This window comes from Caulobacter sp. FV2ye17ST (assembly GCF_058680955.1).
The window spans coordinates 1,195,367-1,208,454 of sequence record NZ_CM178727.1; the positions used below are offsets into that span (position 1 = coordinate 1,195,367).

The window sequence follows — 13,088 nt, forward strand, 5'->3', positions numbered from 1 at the left end:
GTCTTACGGCGCGATCGTCTGCAGGAAGGTCGGCGCCTTGCGCTTCATCGTGGCCTGCTCATAGGCGTAGCCCAGGTTCAGCAGCAGCTTCTCGCTCCAGGCCGGACCGATGAACGACAGCCCCACGGGCAGGCCGGTGACCTGACCCATCGGCACCGTAAGGTGCGGATAGCCGGCCACGGCGGGCAGGGTGGTCGATGAGCCGCCATAGTTGTCGCCGTTCAGCGGATCGATGGTCCAGGCCGGACCGGTGGTCGGGGCCACGATGGCGACAGCGCCGGTCTCCTTCAGGATCCTGTCGATGCCCTCGGGACCCGCCAGCCGCTTGGCGTCCGCCGTGGCCTTGATGTAGTCGGGATCGCTGTAGCCTTTGGTCTTCTCGGCCTTCTCGAAGCTCTCCTGGCCGAACCATTCGAACTCCTTCGGGGTCGCCTTGTTGAAGTCGATCAGGTCGGCCAGCGTGCGGCTGGGCACCTTGGCCGGATCGGTCGAGGCCAGATAGGCGGCGAGGTCGACCTTCAGTTCGGTGTAGAGCACGACGCCCTCGGCCGCGCCGATCGGGCCTTCGTCGAACTCTTTCACCTCGACCAGGGTCGCGCCCTGGGCCGCGAGGTCCTTCAGGGCCTGCTCGAACACCGCGTCGGTCTTGGGCGAATAGCCGGTGTAGAATCGCGCCACGGCCAAGGTGACGCCCTTCAGCGCGTTCCTGTCGAGGCCCTTGGCGTAGTCGGTCTTGTGGCTGTCGGCGGCCTGGGTCGCGACATCGGCGGGATCAGAGCCGGCGATGGCGGTCAGGATGTCGGCGGCGTCCTTGACCGTGGTGGTCATCGGGCCGGCGGTGTCCTGGCTATGGCTGATCGGAACGATATGGGTGCGCGACACCAGGCCCACGGTGGGCTTGAGGCCCACCAGCCCGTTGATCGCCGCCGGGCAGGTGATCGAGCCGTCGGTCTCGGTGCCGATCGCCGCCCAGGCCAGGCCGGCCGCGACGGCGGCGCCCGAGCCGCTGGACGAGCCGCAGGCGCTGCGGTCCAGCACATAGGGGTTGCGCACCGTGCCGCCGACGGCGCTCCAGCCGCTGATCGACTTGTTGGAGCGGATATTGGCCCATTCCGACAGGTTGGCCTTGCCCAGGATCACCGCCCCGGCCTCGCGCAGGCCCTTGACCAGCGGCGCGTCGCGGCCAGTGACATTGTCCTTCAAGGCCAGAGAGCCGGCGGTGGTGGCCAGCGGTTCGGCGGACTCGATATTGTCCTTCAGCAGGATCGGCAGGCCGTGGATGGCCGAGCGAACCTTGCCGGCCTTGCGCTCGGCGTCGCGAGCCTTGGCGTCGGCCACGGCGGCGGGGTTCACGGCGATCACCGCGTGCAGGATGTCGTTCTTGGCCTTGATCTGGTCGAGATAGGCCCTGGTCGCCTGTTCCGAGGTTTGGGCGGCGGCGCTGGTGGCCAGCAGGGCGGCGACGGCCGCTCCGGCCAGGCAGGCGATCTTGGTCATGCGAATACCCCCACGCGGGCCGACATCACGGGTCGGCCGAACGGGGCGGAGGATGAGGGCAAAACTTCGCTTCAGCCAAGGCCTTCGTGCGAGCGCTTTGCCCTCCTGGATCGAAACGTTCTGAAAATGATCTCAAACTCCGCTCTCCCCGGCGAAAGCCGGGGCCCAGATTCAGCCAGAGCGTCTGGGGATGATGCGCCTGCTGCCCAAGCCCGAACAGCAGCCTCCCTGGGTTCGATCTGGGCCCCGGCTTTCGCCGGGGAGAGCGGAGGTATTTAAAGTCTCACCCTCAGACGAAGACGGCCACGTTCTGCCGCGCGGCGATCAGTGGGCGACCGGCCGCGTCCCACAGCATCATGCCTTGCGTGGAATAGCCGTCGCCGATGGTCTCGGCCGTGCTGCGCAACAGCCGCCAGCCGTCGTCGTCCTTGGCCGGCAGGCCCACGACGTCGAGCGACCAGGTCATGGTCGAGATCGGGCCGAACTTCGGAAACAAGGTCATGGCCGGTGGCGGCGGGGTGTCGGCCAGGGCGACGAGGGCTGCCAGGGAGCGCGCGGCCGGGTCGCGGTGGCGGATCCACAGCAGATATTCCGGCGGCAGGCCCGACAGCGGCCGCGCGCCGCCGGCCATGCGCACTTCGAACTGACCGGAGAAGCCGGGGCCAGAGCCTGGCGGGAAGAAGAACTCGCAGTCCGCCGCCGGGGCGACGACGGGGCAGGGCAGGTCGCTGTGCGAGACCAGCGACTCCCGCGCCGCGCCGAAGGTCAGGATGGCCCGCGTCGCCAGGCCCTGCTCGCCCACCAGATCGACGCCGACGAACAGGGTCGACTTGCCCTGGCGCAGCACCCTGGTCTCGATGGCCAGCTCTCCGGCCGCCGGGCCGATGAAGGCGAACTGGCCCGAGCGCAGGGGTGGGGCGTCTGGCAGGGTCCGCAGCGCGGCCTCCAGGCAGAGGGCGGCCGACAGCCCGCCATAGGTGGTGCGGCCCTGTTTCCAGTCGTCGGTGACGTGCGCGGCGTGGCCCGAGGCCGTGGCGGTCATGCCGGCGATGAGGTCGGTATAGGTGGTCACGCGAAGATTCCCCGGAGCTTTGCCTGAGGTTCGTTTTCTTTCGCTACGGAAGTCAAGGGCAGGCCTCAGCCGCCGGTCGAATCCACGATGATGGCCACCGTCTTGCCGCGCGACAGCGGATCCCATCCCGCCACGATGGCCGAGGCGATGGCCCTGGCCACCAGTTCCGGCGCCACCTGCGAGGGCTTCAGCAGCGGCGCGCCATAACGGGGCTGCGGACCGGGCGGAAACTCGATCACGGCTTCGCGCTGACCTTCCTTGTGGCGCACGGCGATCGCCATGCCATGCCGCTCGGGGGCGTCGCTGGACCAGCCGGGCTGGCGATGAAGCCGCCACATGTAGGGGTCCCCCGCGACCTCGATTTCAAACTCGGGGCTCAGTTTTGTTCGCGCCATGCAAGGGTGTTAGCCCGTCACGCGCGTCCAGACCACCCCGCGCCGTGGCGCGGGCCTGCGCCAGGGGGCGGAAAGTGTTATGGATCGCCCTCACGTCCAGACCCCAGCGGATCCTTTCGGGATGGCCCAGCATCGCCTCTACACAACCAGTTTCGCCAGCGTTTATCCGCACTATGTGGCCAAGGCTGAGCGCAAGGGGCGGACGAAGGCGGAGGTCGACCAGATCATCCTGTGGCTGACCGGCTTCAGCCAGGACGCGTTCAATGACCATCTGGCCAACAAGACAGACTTCGAAACCTTCTTCGCCCAGGCCCCCGGCCTGAACCCGGCGCGGGCCAACATCAAGGGGCTGGTCTGCGGCGTTCGCGTCGAAGAGGTGGCCGATCCGCTGATGAGAGAGATCCGCTACCTCGACAAGCTGATCGACGAGCTGGCCAAGGGAAAGGCCATGGAGAAAATCCTGCGCGCGTGATCGATCCGGGCCAGACGCAAGCTCGCGACCTCGCGCGGAAAACCGCCGAGTGGGTGGGAAGGGTCGCGGAGCGCCCGGGCCTCGCCCGGATGATGGGATAGCAAATACCGTTTCGACGAAGACAGACGCTCCGCGTGATCGTTATCCCTCTGGCCGGGGCGCGCGGGTCTTGTTCAACCCTATGCCCCACCCGGATTTTCTCCTCCTCGCGACGGACCCAGCCTTGGGCTGCGGCCACGCCGATTCCGGAGGAACCCGGAGCGAACCTTCGGACGGGCGGGGGTTTTGGCCTTCCCCCGATAGGCGGGTTTACGTCACCCGCCCTCTGATTAAGTCCGCCGGTCCCGCTCTCGCGACTACGACAGACCCCGCTCGATCACCTCTGACAGCCGTCGCTGGTCGCCGGCCGGACGCCCTTCCCGTGCTGTCAGGTGAGATTGATTATGCGGGCGGTTTCGGCGCGTCTGATGGGCGCGATCAACTATTTTACAAGCCATTGATCAGGCTGGGATTTGTCTCGGAAAGCACGGGGATTGGGCGCGGTCTATCCCCGTGCCCGGCCGCTCCGCCGTCTCAGTGCAGCGTCGCCGACGCGTTCATCCACGCGCCCAGGGAGCGGGCCTCGCGGGTGGCCAGCTCGTCTTCCAGCGAGATTTCCTCGAGCGAGATCGCCGCCAGCAGCCAGTCCTCGAGATCGGATTCAGAGGCCCCACCGTGCTCCAGGGCGTCCTTGAGCGCGTGGATCAGCCATTCGACGGCGTCATCGGTCTTAAACATTACGCGTCCTCGATCAGTCCTGCCGAGGATAGGCGATGCCCTGCCACTTGAGGCTGTGACAAAAGGTCAATCCAGACGGGCGTTTTGACGCAGCCCGTCCGCGGCGCCGCCGCCGCGAACGGGCCCGCCAGCCTATTGCCCCTTCAGCTTGCGGCCGAAGAACTCCAGGTGGGTCTTCAGCACGCTGAGGCCCTTGGTCTTGCTGCTCGGCGCGCTGTGGCGCTCGCCGGGATAGAGGGCCATTTCGAAGGGAATGGCCTTCTTCTGCAGGGCCGCGATCAGTCGGGTGCTGTTTTCGAAGATGACATTGTCGTCGGCCATGCCGTGCAGCAGCAGCAGGCTGCCGGGCTTCATCCTGTCCAGGCGGTTCAGGATGTCGGAGCGGGCATAGCCGTCCTTGTTCTCCTCGGGCTTGCCCATGTAGCGCTCGGTATAGGCGGTGTCGTACAGGCCCCATTCGGTGGGCGGGGCGCCGCCCGCGCCGGCCTTGAACGGGCTGTTGTCGGCGGTCAGCATCATCAGGGTCATGAAGCCGCCGTAGGACCAGCCCATGACACCCAGGTTTTCGGCGTCGACATAGGGCAGGGTCTTCAGATAGTTGGCGCCGACCAGCTGGTCGTCGACCTCCACCGTGCCCATGCGGCGATCCAGGGCGCGCTTGAACCTAGCCGATCGGTTGCCCGTGCCGCGATTGTCGAGCCGGAAGATGATGTAGCCGGCTTCCAGATAGGTGCGTTCCGAGGCGCTCTGCCACACCTTCTTGACGTTCTGGGCATGGGGGCCGCCATAGACCGCGACGATGGTCGGGTACTTCTTGGCCGGATCGAAATCGAACGGCTTGATCATCGCATAGTGCAGGACCTCGCCGTCGGCGGCCTTCAGGGTTCCGTATTCCGGCGTGGTCAGGGTCGCGGCATAGGGCCAGTAGGGGTGGCCCTCGGCCAGCCGGTTTTCCTCGATCCAGCGCACGCGCTTGCCGTCGGGGGCGTAGAGCGCGGTCTGCGGCGGAGTCTTGGGATCGTTATACGTGCCGGCGAAGGCGCCGTTGCTGGCCACCTTGGCCGTCCACCAGCCGCCCGCCGGGGTCAGCGCCCGGGGCTTGCCCGGCTTGAGGTAGGAGACCTCGTAGAGGCGGCGCTCGATCGGCGTGTCGATGGAGGCGCCGAAGATCACCACCTTGCGGGCCTCATCGACGCCCTCGACCCGGTCCATGGGCCAGTCGCCCCTGGTGATCTGGGCGATTAGCTTGCCGTCGGCGGCGTGGCGATAGAGGTGGTTGAAGCCCGACTTTTCCGACGACCACAGGAAGGTGCCGTCGCTCAGCGGGCGGAAGTCTTCGGCGACCTCGATGAAGTTGCGGTCGCTGTCGGTCAGGACGGTCTTGCCCTTGCCCGTGGCCGGGTCGAAGGCGATCAGGTCCAGGGTCTTCTGGTCGCGCGACAGGCGCTGGACATAGACGGTCTTGCCGTTGGCCGACCAGTCGACGCGGGCGACATAGATGTCCTTGTTCGCGCCCAGGTCCAACTGCACGTCCTTGCCGGTGGCCATGTCGCGCACGAACAGGTCGACGACGGCGTTGGGGCGGCCGGCGCGGGGATAGCGCTGCAGGACGACGGTGGCGCCGCCGGGGCCGATGTCGGCGCGGGGCACGATGTCGACGCCGCTCTCATCGACGCGCGTATAGGCGATGTGGCCTTCGCTGGGCGACCACCAGTAGCCGCTGAAGCGGTCCAGCTCTTCCTGGGCGATGAACTCGGCGACGCCGAACGACAGGGCGTCCTTGCCCTCGGTGGTCAGGGCCTTTTCGGGCCCGCCATTGACCGGCTTCACATAGAGGTTCTGGTCGCGGACATAGGAGACGTAGCCGCCCAGCGGCGAGACCTTGGCGTCGACCTCGTCGCCCGGGGTTTCGGTCAGGCGGCTGACCTTGCCGTCGGCGACGCTGTCCAGATAGAGGTCGCCGTCCAGCGGGACCAGGATGAAGCGGCCCTGGCTGTCCCAGCTGTATTCGACGATGCCGCGCGAGAACACCCGGCCGCGTTCGCGGCGGGCTTTCTCTGCCTCCGACAGCTCCTTGGCGCCCGAGGACAGGGCCGCCGAGTCGATCAGGCGATAGGGCTCGCCGCCGGCAACGTCGGCGGCCCACAGGTCCTGGACATTGGCGGCTTCGGCCTTGGCCTTCAGATAGGTGACGCGCTTGCCGTCCGGCGACAGGGCCACGCCCTTGGCGATGGGGCCCGTCAGGCTGGGATCGGCGAAGATGCGTTCGGGGGGCAGCTTTTCCGCCAGAACCGGCGAAGTCAGGGCGAGGCACGCCGCGAGGGCGGTAAGCGAGGGTCTGATCATGGCGCGGGACGCTAGTGGGACGCCGTGAGGTTGTCAGCAGGGAAAAGTTTGAGGGGCGGTGGTTGGTCCTCCCCCTGAAGGGGGAGGACTTGTCTCAGCCGACTTTCAGCCCCGCCGTATCCACCACCTGCGAAATCTTCACCGCGCCCTTCTCGTCATGCACCCGCAGCGTGACCACCGGCGCGGCGCCGCTCCAGTCGATCTCGATCATCCCGAAATTGCGCTCGCGCAGCACCGGTGACACCCGCAGGGCGTTGGGCGGGGTGACGGGCCAGACCTCGGTCAGGCCCGAGGAGGTGACATCCCAGATCGGGTAGGGGACGTTGACGTCCAGCCGCGAGACCTCGGCATAGTGGGTGTCGCCGCTGATGCAGATCAGGCGGTCGGCGCGTTGGCGGCGGATGGCGTCCAGCAGGCGCTGATGGTCGCGGGCATAGTTGATCCAGCTTTCCCAGCCGGCGAAATCGGCCAGCACCTGCAGGCTGGAACCGAAGATCCGCAGGTCGGCGGGCTGGGCCAGCTGCTGCTCCAGCCAGGCCCATTGCGGCTCGCCGATCATGGTGGCGGTCAGGTCGGGGATGCGGTCATAGGGGCCGGGCGTTTCCTTGCCCGACAGGCCGCGCGCGGTGGCCCAGACCTTGTAGCCGCCCTTGAAGGTCTTCTCCGCCAGGGGCGTGCGGTTCCAGCGCAGGTCGGGCAGGATCATCTGCACGCGCTGGCCGGCGGGGCCGAAGACATAGGCCGCATAGACCCCGTCGCGGGTCCGTCGCGGCGAGTCGGCGGGTTCGCCCCAGAAGTCGCAGAACTGGCGGCGGCTCTCAGCCTTCATCGGATAATCGGCCCCGGCGTCGTTTTCGCCAAAGTCGTGGTCGTCCCAGATGGCGATGACGGGCGTGGTGTCGCGCAGCCGCTTGAAGTGCGGCTTGGCCGCCAGGGTCGCGTACTTGGCCGCCATCACCTTGGGATCGCGGGTGTCGGCATAGATGTTGTCGCCCAGGAAGACGAACAGGTCAGGCTTGGCCGCGAAGATCGCCTCCCAGATCGGCTGGTCCTTGTCCTGGTTGGCGCAGGAGCCGAAGGCGATGCGGGTCAGGGGCTTGTCGAGCGCCGGGTGGGGCGCGTCGAGGACGGCGGCCTTTGCGGCGGGCGCGACGGCCAGGGCGGCGGCCGAAAGGCCTAGAGCGCGCTTGGTTTAGACGGACGCATAACCGGCGTGTCTAATGTAGTTTGCGCATTCTTGAGCGCTGAAGAGGTCGAGCAAGGAGCCGATACGTCGCCAGACGGCTTCAATGGATCGCTCGTCGGCTTTGCGCAGCTGGCTCTTGAGCTTGGCGAAGACCTGCTCGATGGGATTGAGGTCGGGGCTGTAGGGCGGCAGGAAGAGCAGGTGGACGCCGGCTCGGCGCAGGGCCTGACGAACGGCCTGGCCCTTGTGGCTGCCCAAGTTGTCCCAGATGACGACGTCGCCGGGCTTGAGGGTCGGGATCAGGACCTGCTCGACATAGGCTCTGAACCATTCGCCGTTGATCGGCTGGTCCAGCACCAGGGGCGCGGTGATCCCCTCAAGGCGCAAGGCGGCGATGAAGGTCATGGTCTTCCAGTGGCCGTGCGGGACCTTGGCCTGCAGCCGCTCGCCGCATGGGGCCCGGCCGTGGGTGCGGGTCATGTTGGTCTTGGCCCAGGTCTCGTCGATGAAGACCAGACGGCTGGGATCAAGCCGACCTTGATACCGCTTCCATCGGTTGCGCTTCCTGACCACGTCCGGCCGGTCCTGTTCGGCCGCGTGCAGGGTTTTTTTTGAAGGTTAGTCCCTCGCGCTTGAAGAACGACCAGACCGCGTACTGGCCCGCCTTCACACCGCGCGCGTTCAGCTCCGCCGCCAGCGCCCGCAGCGTCAGGTCTGGCTTCTGGGCGATCCGCGCCAGCACCCAGTCGCGCTCGCCCTCCAGCGCCGGCCGCCGGTAGCCACCCACCTGGTCCGGCGCGACGCTGCCCGTCCGCTCCACACGCTGCAGCCACTTCACCGCGACCGACGCGCTTACTCCAAACCGCCGCGCCGCCGAGCGCCGGCTCTCGCCTGCCTCAACCGCAGCAACCAAACGCTCACGCAGATCCATCGAATAGGGTCGAACCATGCAAGCTGGCCTCCACCCAGCCCACATCTTGAATCACGATCCGGCGAAAACCGGAATCCCCCGATTCAATCAAATCCAAGCGCGCTCTAGGGCCCCGCGGCGGGAGAGATCGGTCACGGACGTTTCCTCGTTTTGAGGCGCAGCTTGAACGACAAAGGGCCGGGAGTCGCCTCCCGGCCCCAGGTTTCGAGATGAAGTGAGGCCTAGAAGGCCTTCTTGATCGAGACGAAGAACTGACGCGGCGGGGCGGTCAGGACCGTCTGGCCCGTGCCGGCCGCGTCATTGTTCAGGAACCCGCCCGAACCGATGGTCGAGATATAATCCTCGTCGGTCAGGTTGGTGATGTTGGCCTGGATCTCCAGACCCTTGCCCCAGGTCTCGCCGTCGAAGCGATAGCCTAGCGTCAGGTCGGCGACGGTGGTGCTGTCCACCTGACCGCCGATGTTCTCGTAGGTGTAGTAGCGCTCGCCGGTGTGGGCGACGCCCAGCTTGGAATAGAAGCCGGCCAGTTCAAACTTCAGCTCGCCCTTGAAGATGTTCTTGGGCGTGTTGACCACTTCCTTGCCGGCGGTGCGGGCGGTGACGACGCCCAGGCCGTTGAGGACGTTGTCCTGATATTCCGACTGGTTGTAGGTATAGGCGCCGTAGAGCGACCAGTTGTCGGTCAGCTTGTATTCGCCGGCCAGTTCAACACCGTTGGTTTCCACGCCGCCGACGTTGGACAGCACGGCCGGCAGGCCCAGGATCGGAGCCGCGGTGCTGGCGGCCAGCAGGCGGTTCTCGAAGGTCACGTGATACAGCGCCGCGACGCCCTGGAAGCGGTCGGTGCGATAGCGCATGCCGCCTTCAAAGGTCTTGGAGGTCTCAGGCTCGAGGGTCTTGGTGATGTAGTCGACCGCGGCCTGGTTCTGCGAGGCGAACGGACCCGAGGTGGCGGCCGAGACGTAGGCGGCCATGTTCTCGGTGTAGCCGCCGAAGAACTCCAGGTCCGGCATGGCCTTGTAGACGAAGCCGACCTGCGGGAGGAAGCTGTCCTGGCTCTCGATTTCGCCGGCCAGCGGATTGCCGGCGACGCGCTCGACGTTGTTCTTCACCTGCATGGCCTTGAAGCCGAAATTGACCTTCAGGGCGTCGTTGATCGTCCAGGTGTCGGAGACGTAGCCGGTCAGGGTTTCGGTCTCGAACTTGTATTCCCACTGCGTGAAGAACGGGTTCTCCTGGAAGTTCAGCGGGTCGCGCGTCGGGGCCGCGGCGGTCTCGGCATAGTAGCGGCGAGCCTGGTTGAAGTCGTTCTTCTCGGTCCAGAAGCCGCCGCTCAGTTCGTGCGAGCCCAGGTCGATGGTCAGGCCGGCGGTCAGGCCGGCGCGGGTGATGTCGTACTCGGTGGTGCGGATCGACAGCGGAGCGGCGGTCGAGCCGGCCGTGCCGAAGCCCGGGCTGGCCACGTACGGCGTGTACCACAGGCCCTGGCCTTCGTTGGTGTGGCCGTAGGCGGTGGCGTCCAGCTTGATCCTGTCGGTCAGGGGCAGTTTCAGGCCCAGGCCGTACAGCTGGTCGTCACGCACGCCGGCGCCGGCATAGTAGGCGTCGTCAACGGTGGCGAACGGGGCGGGCAGGGCGGTGTTGGTCTGGTAGGCGCGCGCGGCGGCCACGGCCAGGGCCCAGTTGGGCTGGGCGTTGTCCCAGTTGCGGCCCAGGCGCTTGATCATCTCGAACGACAGGTCCTGATAGTCCTGCTCGCGGCGCTGGGAGCCGTTGTAGAAGGCGGTCAGTTCGCCCTGACCGACCGGCAGAACGGCCTTCAGGTCGTACTGGAACTGCTTCTGCTCGCCGCCGCCCTTCCACTTCTCGGTTTCCTGGCTGGCGACCGAAGCGTAGGCGCGTAGGCCGCCCAGGCCTTCGATGGCGCCGCTGTCGATGCGACCAAACACCCGGTACATGTTGTCCGAGCCGCCCGTGACGTTCAGCTGGCCGCCGAAGTCCTGCGAGGGAGCGCGCGAGAAGAACTGCAGCGTGCCGCCCAGATTGCTGGTCGAGGCCACGCCCAGCGCGCCGGCGCCCTGGGCCAGCTCGACCCGACCGATGTTCTCGTTGGTGATGGCGCGGCTGATGTGCAGGCCGTTGTGGTTGCCATAGCTCATGTCGCCCAGCGGCACGCCGTCCAGGGTGAAGCCCAGCTGGTTCTGGTTGAAGCCGCGGATCGAGATGCGGGTCGACCACTCATAGGCGCCGAAGGCGTCGGCCGACTGGAAGGTCACGCCCGGCAGCTTGTCGATGGCCTTCAGGGGGCTCGTGCCGGCGGCTTCCAGCGAAATGGCGTCGTCCTTCAGCGTCTGGACCTGGCGGCTCTGGCCCTGGCCGATGACGATGACGGCGTCGACGGCGGTGGTGGTCTCGGCGGTTTCGGCCGGCGCGGGATCGGCGGCCAGAGCGGGCGCGGCCGCGAGCAGCAGGAGGGCGGCCGAAGCGGCGCCCAGCATCAGATGATGTTTCATGATCTATCCCCTCGCCCGGTCGCGCGGGGAGCACGCCGGTTCTCCGGCCCGGGTAGCAGCGCTGCGCGACGTCTCGACGACGGAAACGCGTCGGGTTTCCGACAGTCTTGAGACGGAATGGTGAAGCTTACTTTGGGGCGCCCCGACGCGCCATCATTGCGTAAACCGCCCCCGACCGCTATTTCAGCGCCCGCCCCCCGAACTCTGACAGCGAGACCGACGCCCCCATGGCCCAGCAATATATTTTCCAGATGCAAGGCCTGACCAAGGCGTTCCCGGGCGGCAAGAAGGTGTTCGAGAACATCTGGCTGTCGTTCTATTCCGACGCCAAGATCGGCGTCGTCGGCGTCAACGGTTCGGGTAAGTCGACCCTGCTGAAGATCATGGCCGGCCTGGACGACCAGTTCTCGGGCGAGGCGCGCGCCGCCGAAGGCATCCGCCGGGGCTACCTGCCCCAGGAGCCGGTGCTGGACCCGACCAAGGACGTCTGGGGCAATGTCATCGCCGACTGCGAGGACAAGCAGATCTTCGATCGCTACAATGAAGCCGCCAACAAGCTCGGCGAGGACTATTCCGACGAGCTGATGGAGGAGATGACCAAGCTCCAGGAGATCATCGACGCCCGCGACCTGTGGGACATCGACTCCAAGGTCGAGATGGCCATCGACGCCCTGCGCTGCCCGCCCAACGACGCCAATATCGAAAGCCTGTCGGGCGGTGAAAAGCGCCGCATCGCCCTGGCGCGCCTGCTGCTCAGCAAGCCCGACATCATGCTGCTGGACGAACCCACCAACCACCTGGACGCCGAGTCCGTGGCCTGGCTGCAGCATCACCTGGAAAACTTCCCGGGCTGCGTCATCCTGGTCACCCACGATCGCTACTTCCTAGATCAGGTCACCAAGTGGACGCTGGAACTCGATCGCGGCAAGGGCGTGCCCTATGAGGGCAACTATTCCGGCTGGCTGGAACAGAAGACCAAGCGCGTCGTGCAGGAGCAGTCGGAATCCGACAGCCGCCAGCGCGCCCTGACCCGCGAACTGGAGTGGGTGCGCTCCAGCCCGAAAGCCCGTCAGTCCAAGTCCAAGGCCCGTCTGGCGAGCTACGAGGAAATGGTCGCCGCGCAGGAAAACGCCCGCGCCGCCCAGACCCAGGCCCACATCCAGATCCCGCCCGGCCCGCGCCTGGGCAACCTGGTGCTGGAAGTCGAAGGCCTGGAAAAGGAATATGGCGACAAGGTCCTGTTCAAGGACCTGTCCTTCCGCCTGCCGCCCAACGGCATCGTCGGCGTCATCGGCCCCAACGGCGCCGGCAAGTCGACGCTGTTCAAGCTAATCACCGGCCGCGAACAGCCCGACCAGGGCACGGTCAAGGTCGGCGAGACCGTCAAGCTCTCCTATGTGGACCAGAGCCGCGACGCGCTGGATCCCAACAAGACCATCTGGGAAGAAGTCTCGGGCGGCACCGACGTGATGATCGTCGGCAAGCGCGAGATCAATAGCCGCGCCTATGTCGGCAGCTTCAACTTCAAGGGCGCCGACCAGCAGAAGAAGGTCGGTCTCCTCTCGGGCGGTGAGCGCAACCGCGTCCACCTGGCCAAGACCCTGGCCACCGGCGGCAACCTGCTGCTGCTCGACGAACCGACCAACGACCTGGACATCGAAACCCTGCAGGCCCTGGAAGAGGCGCTCGAAGAGTTCGCCGGCTGCGCCGTGGTGATCTCCCACGATCGCTGGTTCCTGGACCGCCTGGCCACCCACATCCTGGCCTTCGAAGGCGACAGCCACGTCGAATGGTTCGAAGGCAACTTCGAGATGTACGAGGAAGACAAGAAGCGCCGGCTGGGGGCGGACAGCCTGATCCCCAAGCGCATCAAGTTCCAGAAGTTCGCGCGGTAAAGCG

10 protein-coding genes are annotated in these 13,088 nt (G+C 66.5%); 2 read left to right on the forward strand and 8 right to left on the reverse strand.

Going from position 1 to position 13,088, the window contains the following annotated elements; all coding sequences use genetic code 11:
• Positions 1-3 precede the first annotated feature (3 nt).
• From ACW17V_RS05685 to ACW17V_RS05695, 3 genes are all read right to left on the reverse strand, one after another.
• Positions 4-1,497, reverse strand: coding sequence for an amidase (locus ACW17V_RS05685; RefSeq protein ID WP_492107892.1), 1,494 nt, complete (start codon positions 1,495-1,497; stop codon positions 4-6).
• A gap of 289 nt (positions 1,498-1,786) precedes the next feature.
• Positions 1,787-2,569: a thioesterase family protein gene (locus ACW17V_RS05690; RefSeq protein WP_492107893.1), complete on the reverse strand. Its 783-nt coding sequence runs from the start codon at positions 2,567-2,569 to the stop codon at positions 1,787-1,789.
• 65 nt (positions 2,570-2,634) lie between these two features.
• A complete protein-coding gene (locus ACW17V_RS05695) occupies positions 2,635-2,964 on the reverse strand; it encodes a hypothetical protein (RefSeq protein ID WP_492107894.1) in 330 nt (109 codons plus the stop codon).
• A 121-nt stretch (positions 2,965-3,085) separates the two neighbouring features.
• On the opposite strand from ACW17V_RS05695, the gene ACW17V_RS05700 reads away from it, so the two are divergent.
• Positions 3,086-3,436: a DUF2200 domain-containing protein gene (locus ACW17V_RS05700; RefSeq protein ID WP_492107895.1), complete on the forward strand. Its 351-nt coding sequence runs from the start codon at positions 3,086-3,088 to the stop codon at positions 3,434-3,436.
• Positions 3,437-4,009: 573 nt separating this feature from the next.
• On the opposite strand, the gene ACW17V_RS05705 is transcribed toward ACW17V_RS05700, so the two are convergent.
• The 5 genes from ACW17V_RS05705 to ACW17V_RS05725 form a co-directional block, all read right to left on the reverse strand.
• On the reverse strand, positions 4,010-4,213 hold the full coding sequence (locus ACW17V_RS05705) for a hypothetical protein (RefSeq protein ID WP_492107896.1): 204 nt from the start codon (positions 4,211-4,213) through the stop codon (positions 4,010-4,012).
• Positions 4,214-4,345: 132 nt separating this feature from the next.
• Positions 4,346-6,559: a S9 family peptidase gene (locus ACW17V_RS05710; protein ID WP_492107897.1), complete on the reverse strand. Its 2,214-nt coding sequence runs from the start codon at positions 6,557-6,559 to the stop codon at positions 4,346-4,348.
• 94 nt (positions 6,560-6,653) lie between these two features.
• Positions 6,654-7,718 (reverse strand): alkaline phosphatase D family protein, encoded by a 1,065-nt coding sequence (locus ACW17V_RS05715; RefSeq protein WP_492108744.1) that lies wholly within the window; start codon positions 7,716-7,718, stop codon positions 6,654-6,656.
• Positions 7,719-7,751: 33 nt separating this feature from the next.
• Positions 7,752-8,694 (reverse strand): IS630 family transposase gene (locus tag ACW17V_RS05720; protein ID WP_492106886.1). Its coding sequence is split into 2 segments (ribosomal slippage): positions 7,752-8,357 and positions 8,359-8,694, totalling 942 coding nucleotides; the frame shifts between segments, so codons are not numbered across the junction.
• A 203-nt stretch (positions 8,695-8,897) separates the two neighbouring features.
• A complete protein-coding gene (locus ACW17V_RS05725) occupies positions 8,898-11,189 on the reverse strand; it encodes a TonB-dependent receptor (RefSeq protein WP_492107898.1) in 2,292 nt (763 codons plus the stop codon).
• A gap of 227 nt (positions 11,190-11,416) precedes the next feature.
• Here ACW17V_RS05725 and ettA point away from each other — a divergent pair, with 227 nt between their 5' ends.
• Positions 11,417-13,084, forward strand: a complete 1,668-nt coding sequence (ettA, locus tag ACW17V_RS05730; protein ID WP_492107899.1) for an energy-dependent translational throttle protein EttA — start codon at positions 11,417-11,419, stop codon at positions 13,082-13,084.
• The last annotated feature ends 4 nt before the right edge of the window (positions 13,085-13,088 follow it).

What these genes read in the sequence shown, in the direction of transcription:
- ACW17V_RS05705 (WP_492107896.1), bottom strand. Translation starts at nt 4,213, where the DNA reads ATGTTTAAGACCGATGACGCCGTCGAATGGCTGATCCACGCGCTCAAG.
- ACW17V_RS05725 (WP_492107898.1), bottom strand. Translation starts at nt 11,189, where the DNA reads ATGAAACATCATCTGATGCTGGGCGCCGCTTCGGCCGCCCTCCTGCTG.
- ettA (WP_492107899.1), top strand. Translation starts at nt 11,417, where the DNA reads ATGGCCCAGCAATATATTTTCCAGATGCAAGGCCTGACCAAGGCGTTC.
- ACW17V_RS05685 (WP_492107892.1), bottom strand. Translation starts at nt 1,497, where the DNA reads ATGACCAAGATCGCCTGCCTGGCCGGAGCGGCCGTCGCCGCCCTGCTG.
- ACW17V_RS05700 (WP_492107895.1), top strand. Translation starts at nt 3,086, where the DNA reads ATGGCCCAGCATCGCCTCTACACAACCAGTTTCGCCAGCGTTTATCCG.
- ACW17V_RS05710 (WP_492107897.1), bottom strand. Translation starts at nt 6,559, where the DNA reads ATGATCAGACCCTCGCTTACCGCCCTCGCGGCGTGCCTCGCCCTGACT.
- ACW17V_RS05695 (WP_492107894.1), bottom strand. Translation starts at nt 2,964, where the DNA reads ATGGCGCGAACAAAACTGAGCCCCGAGTTTGAAATCGAGGTCGCGGGG.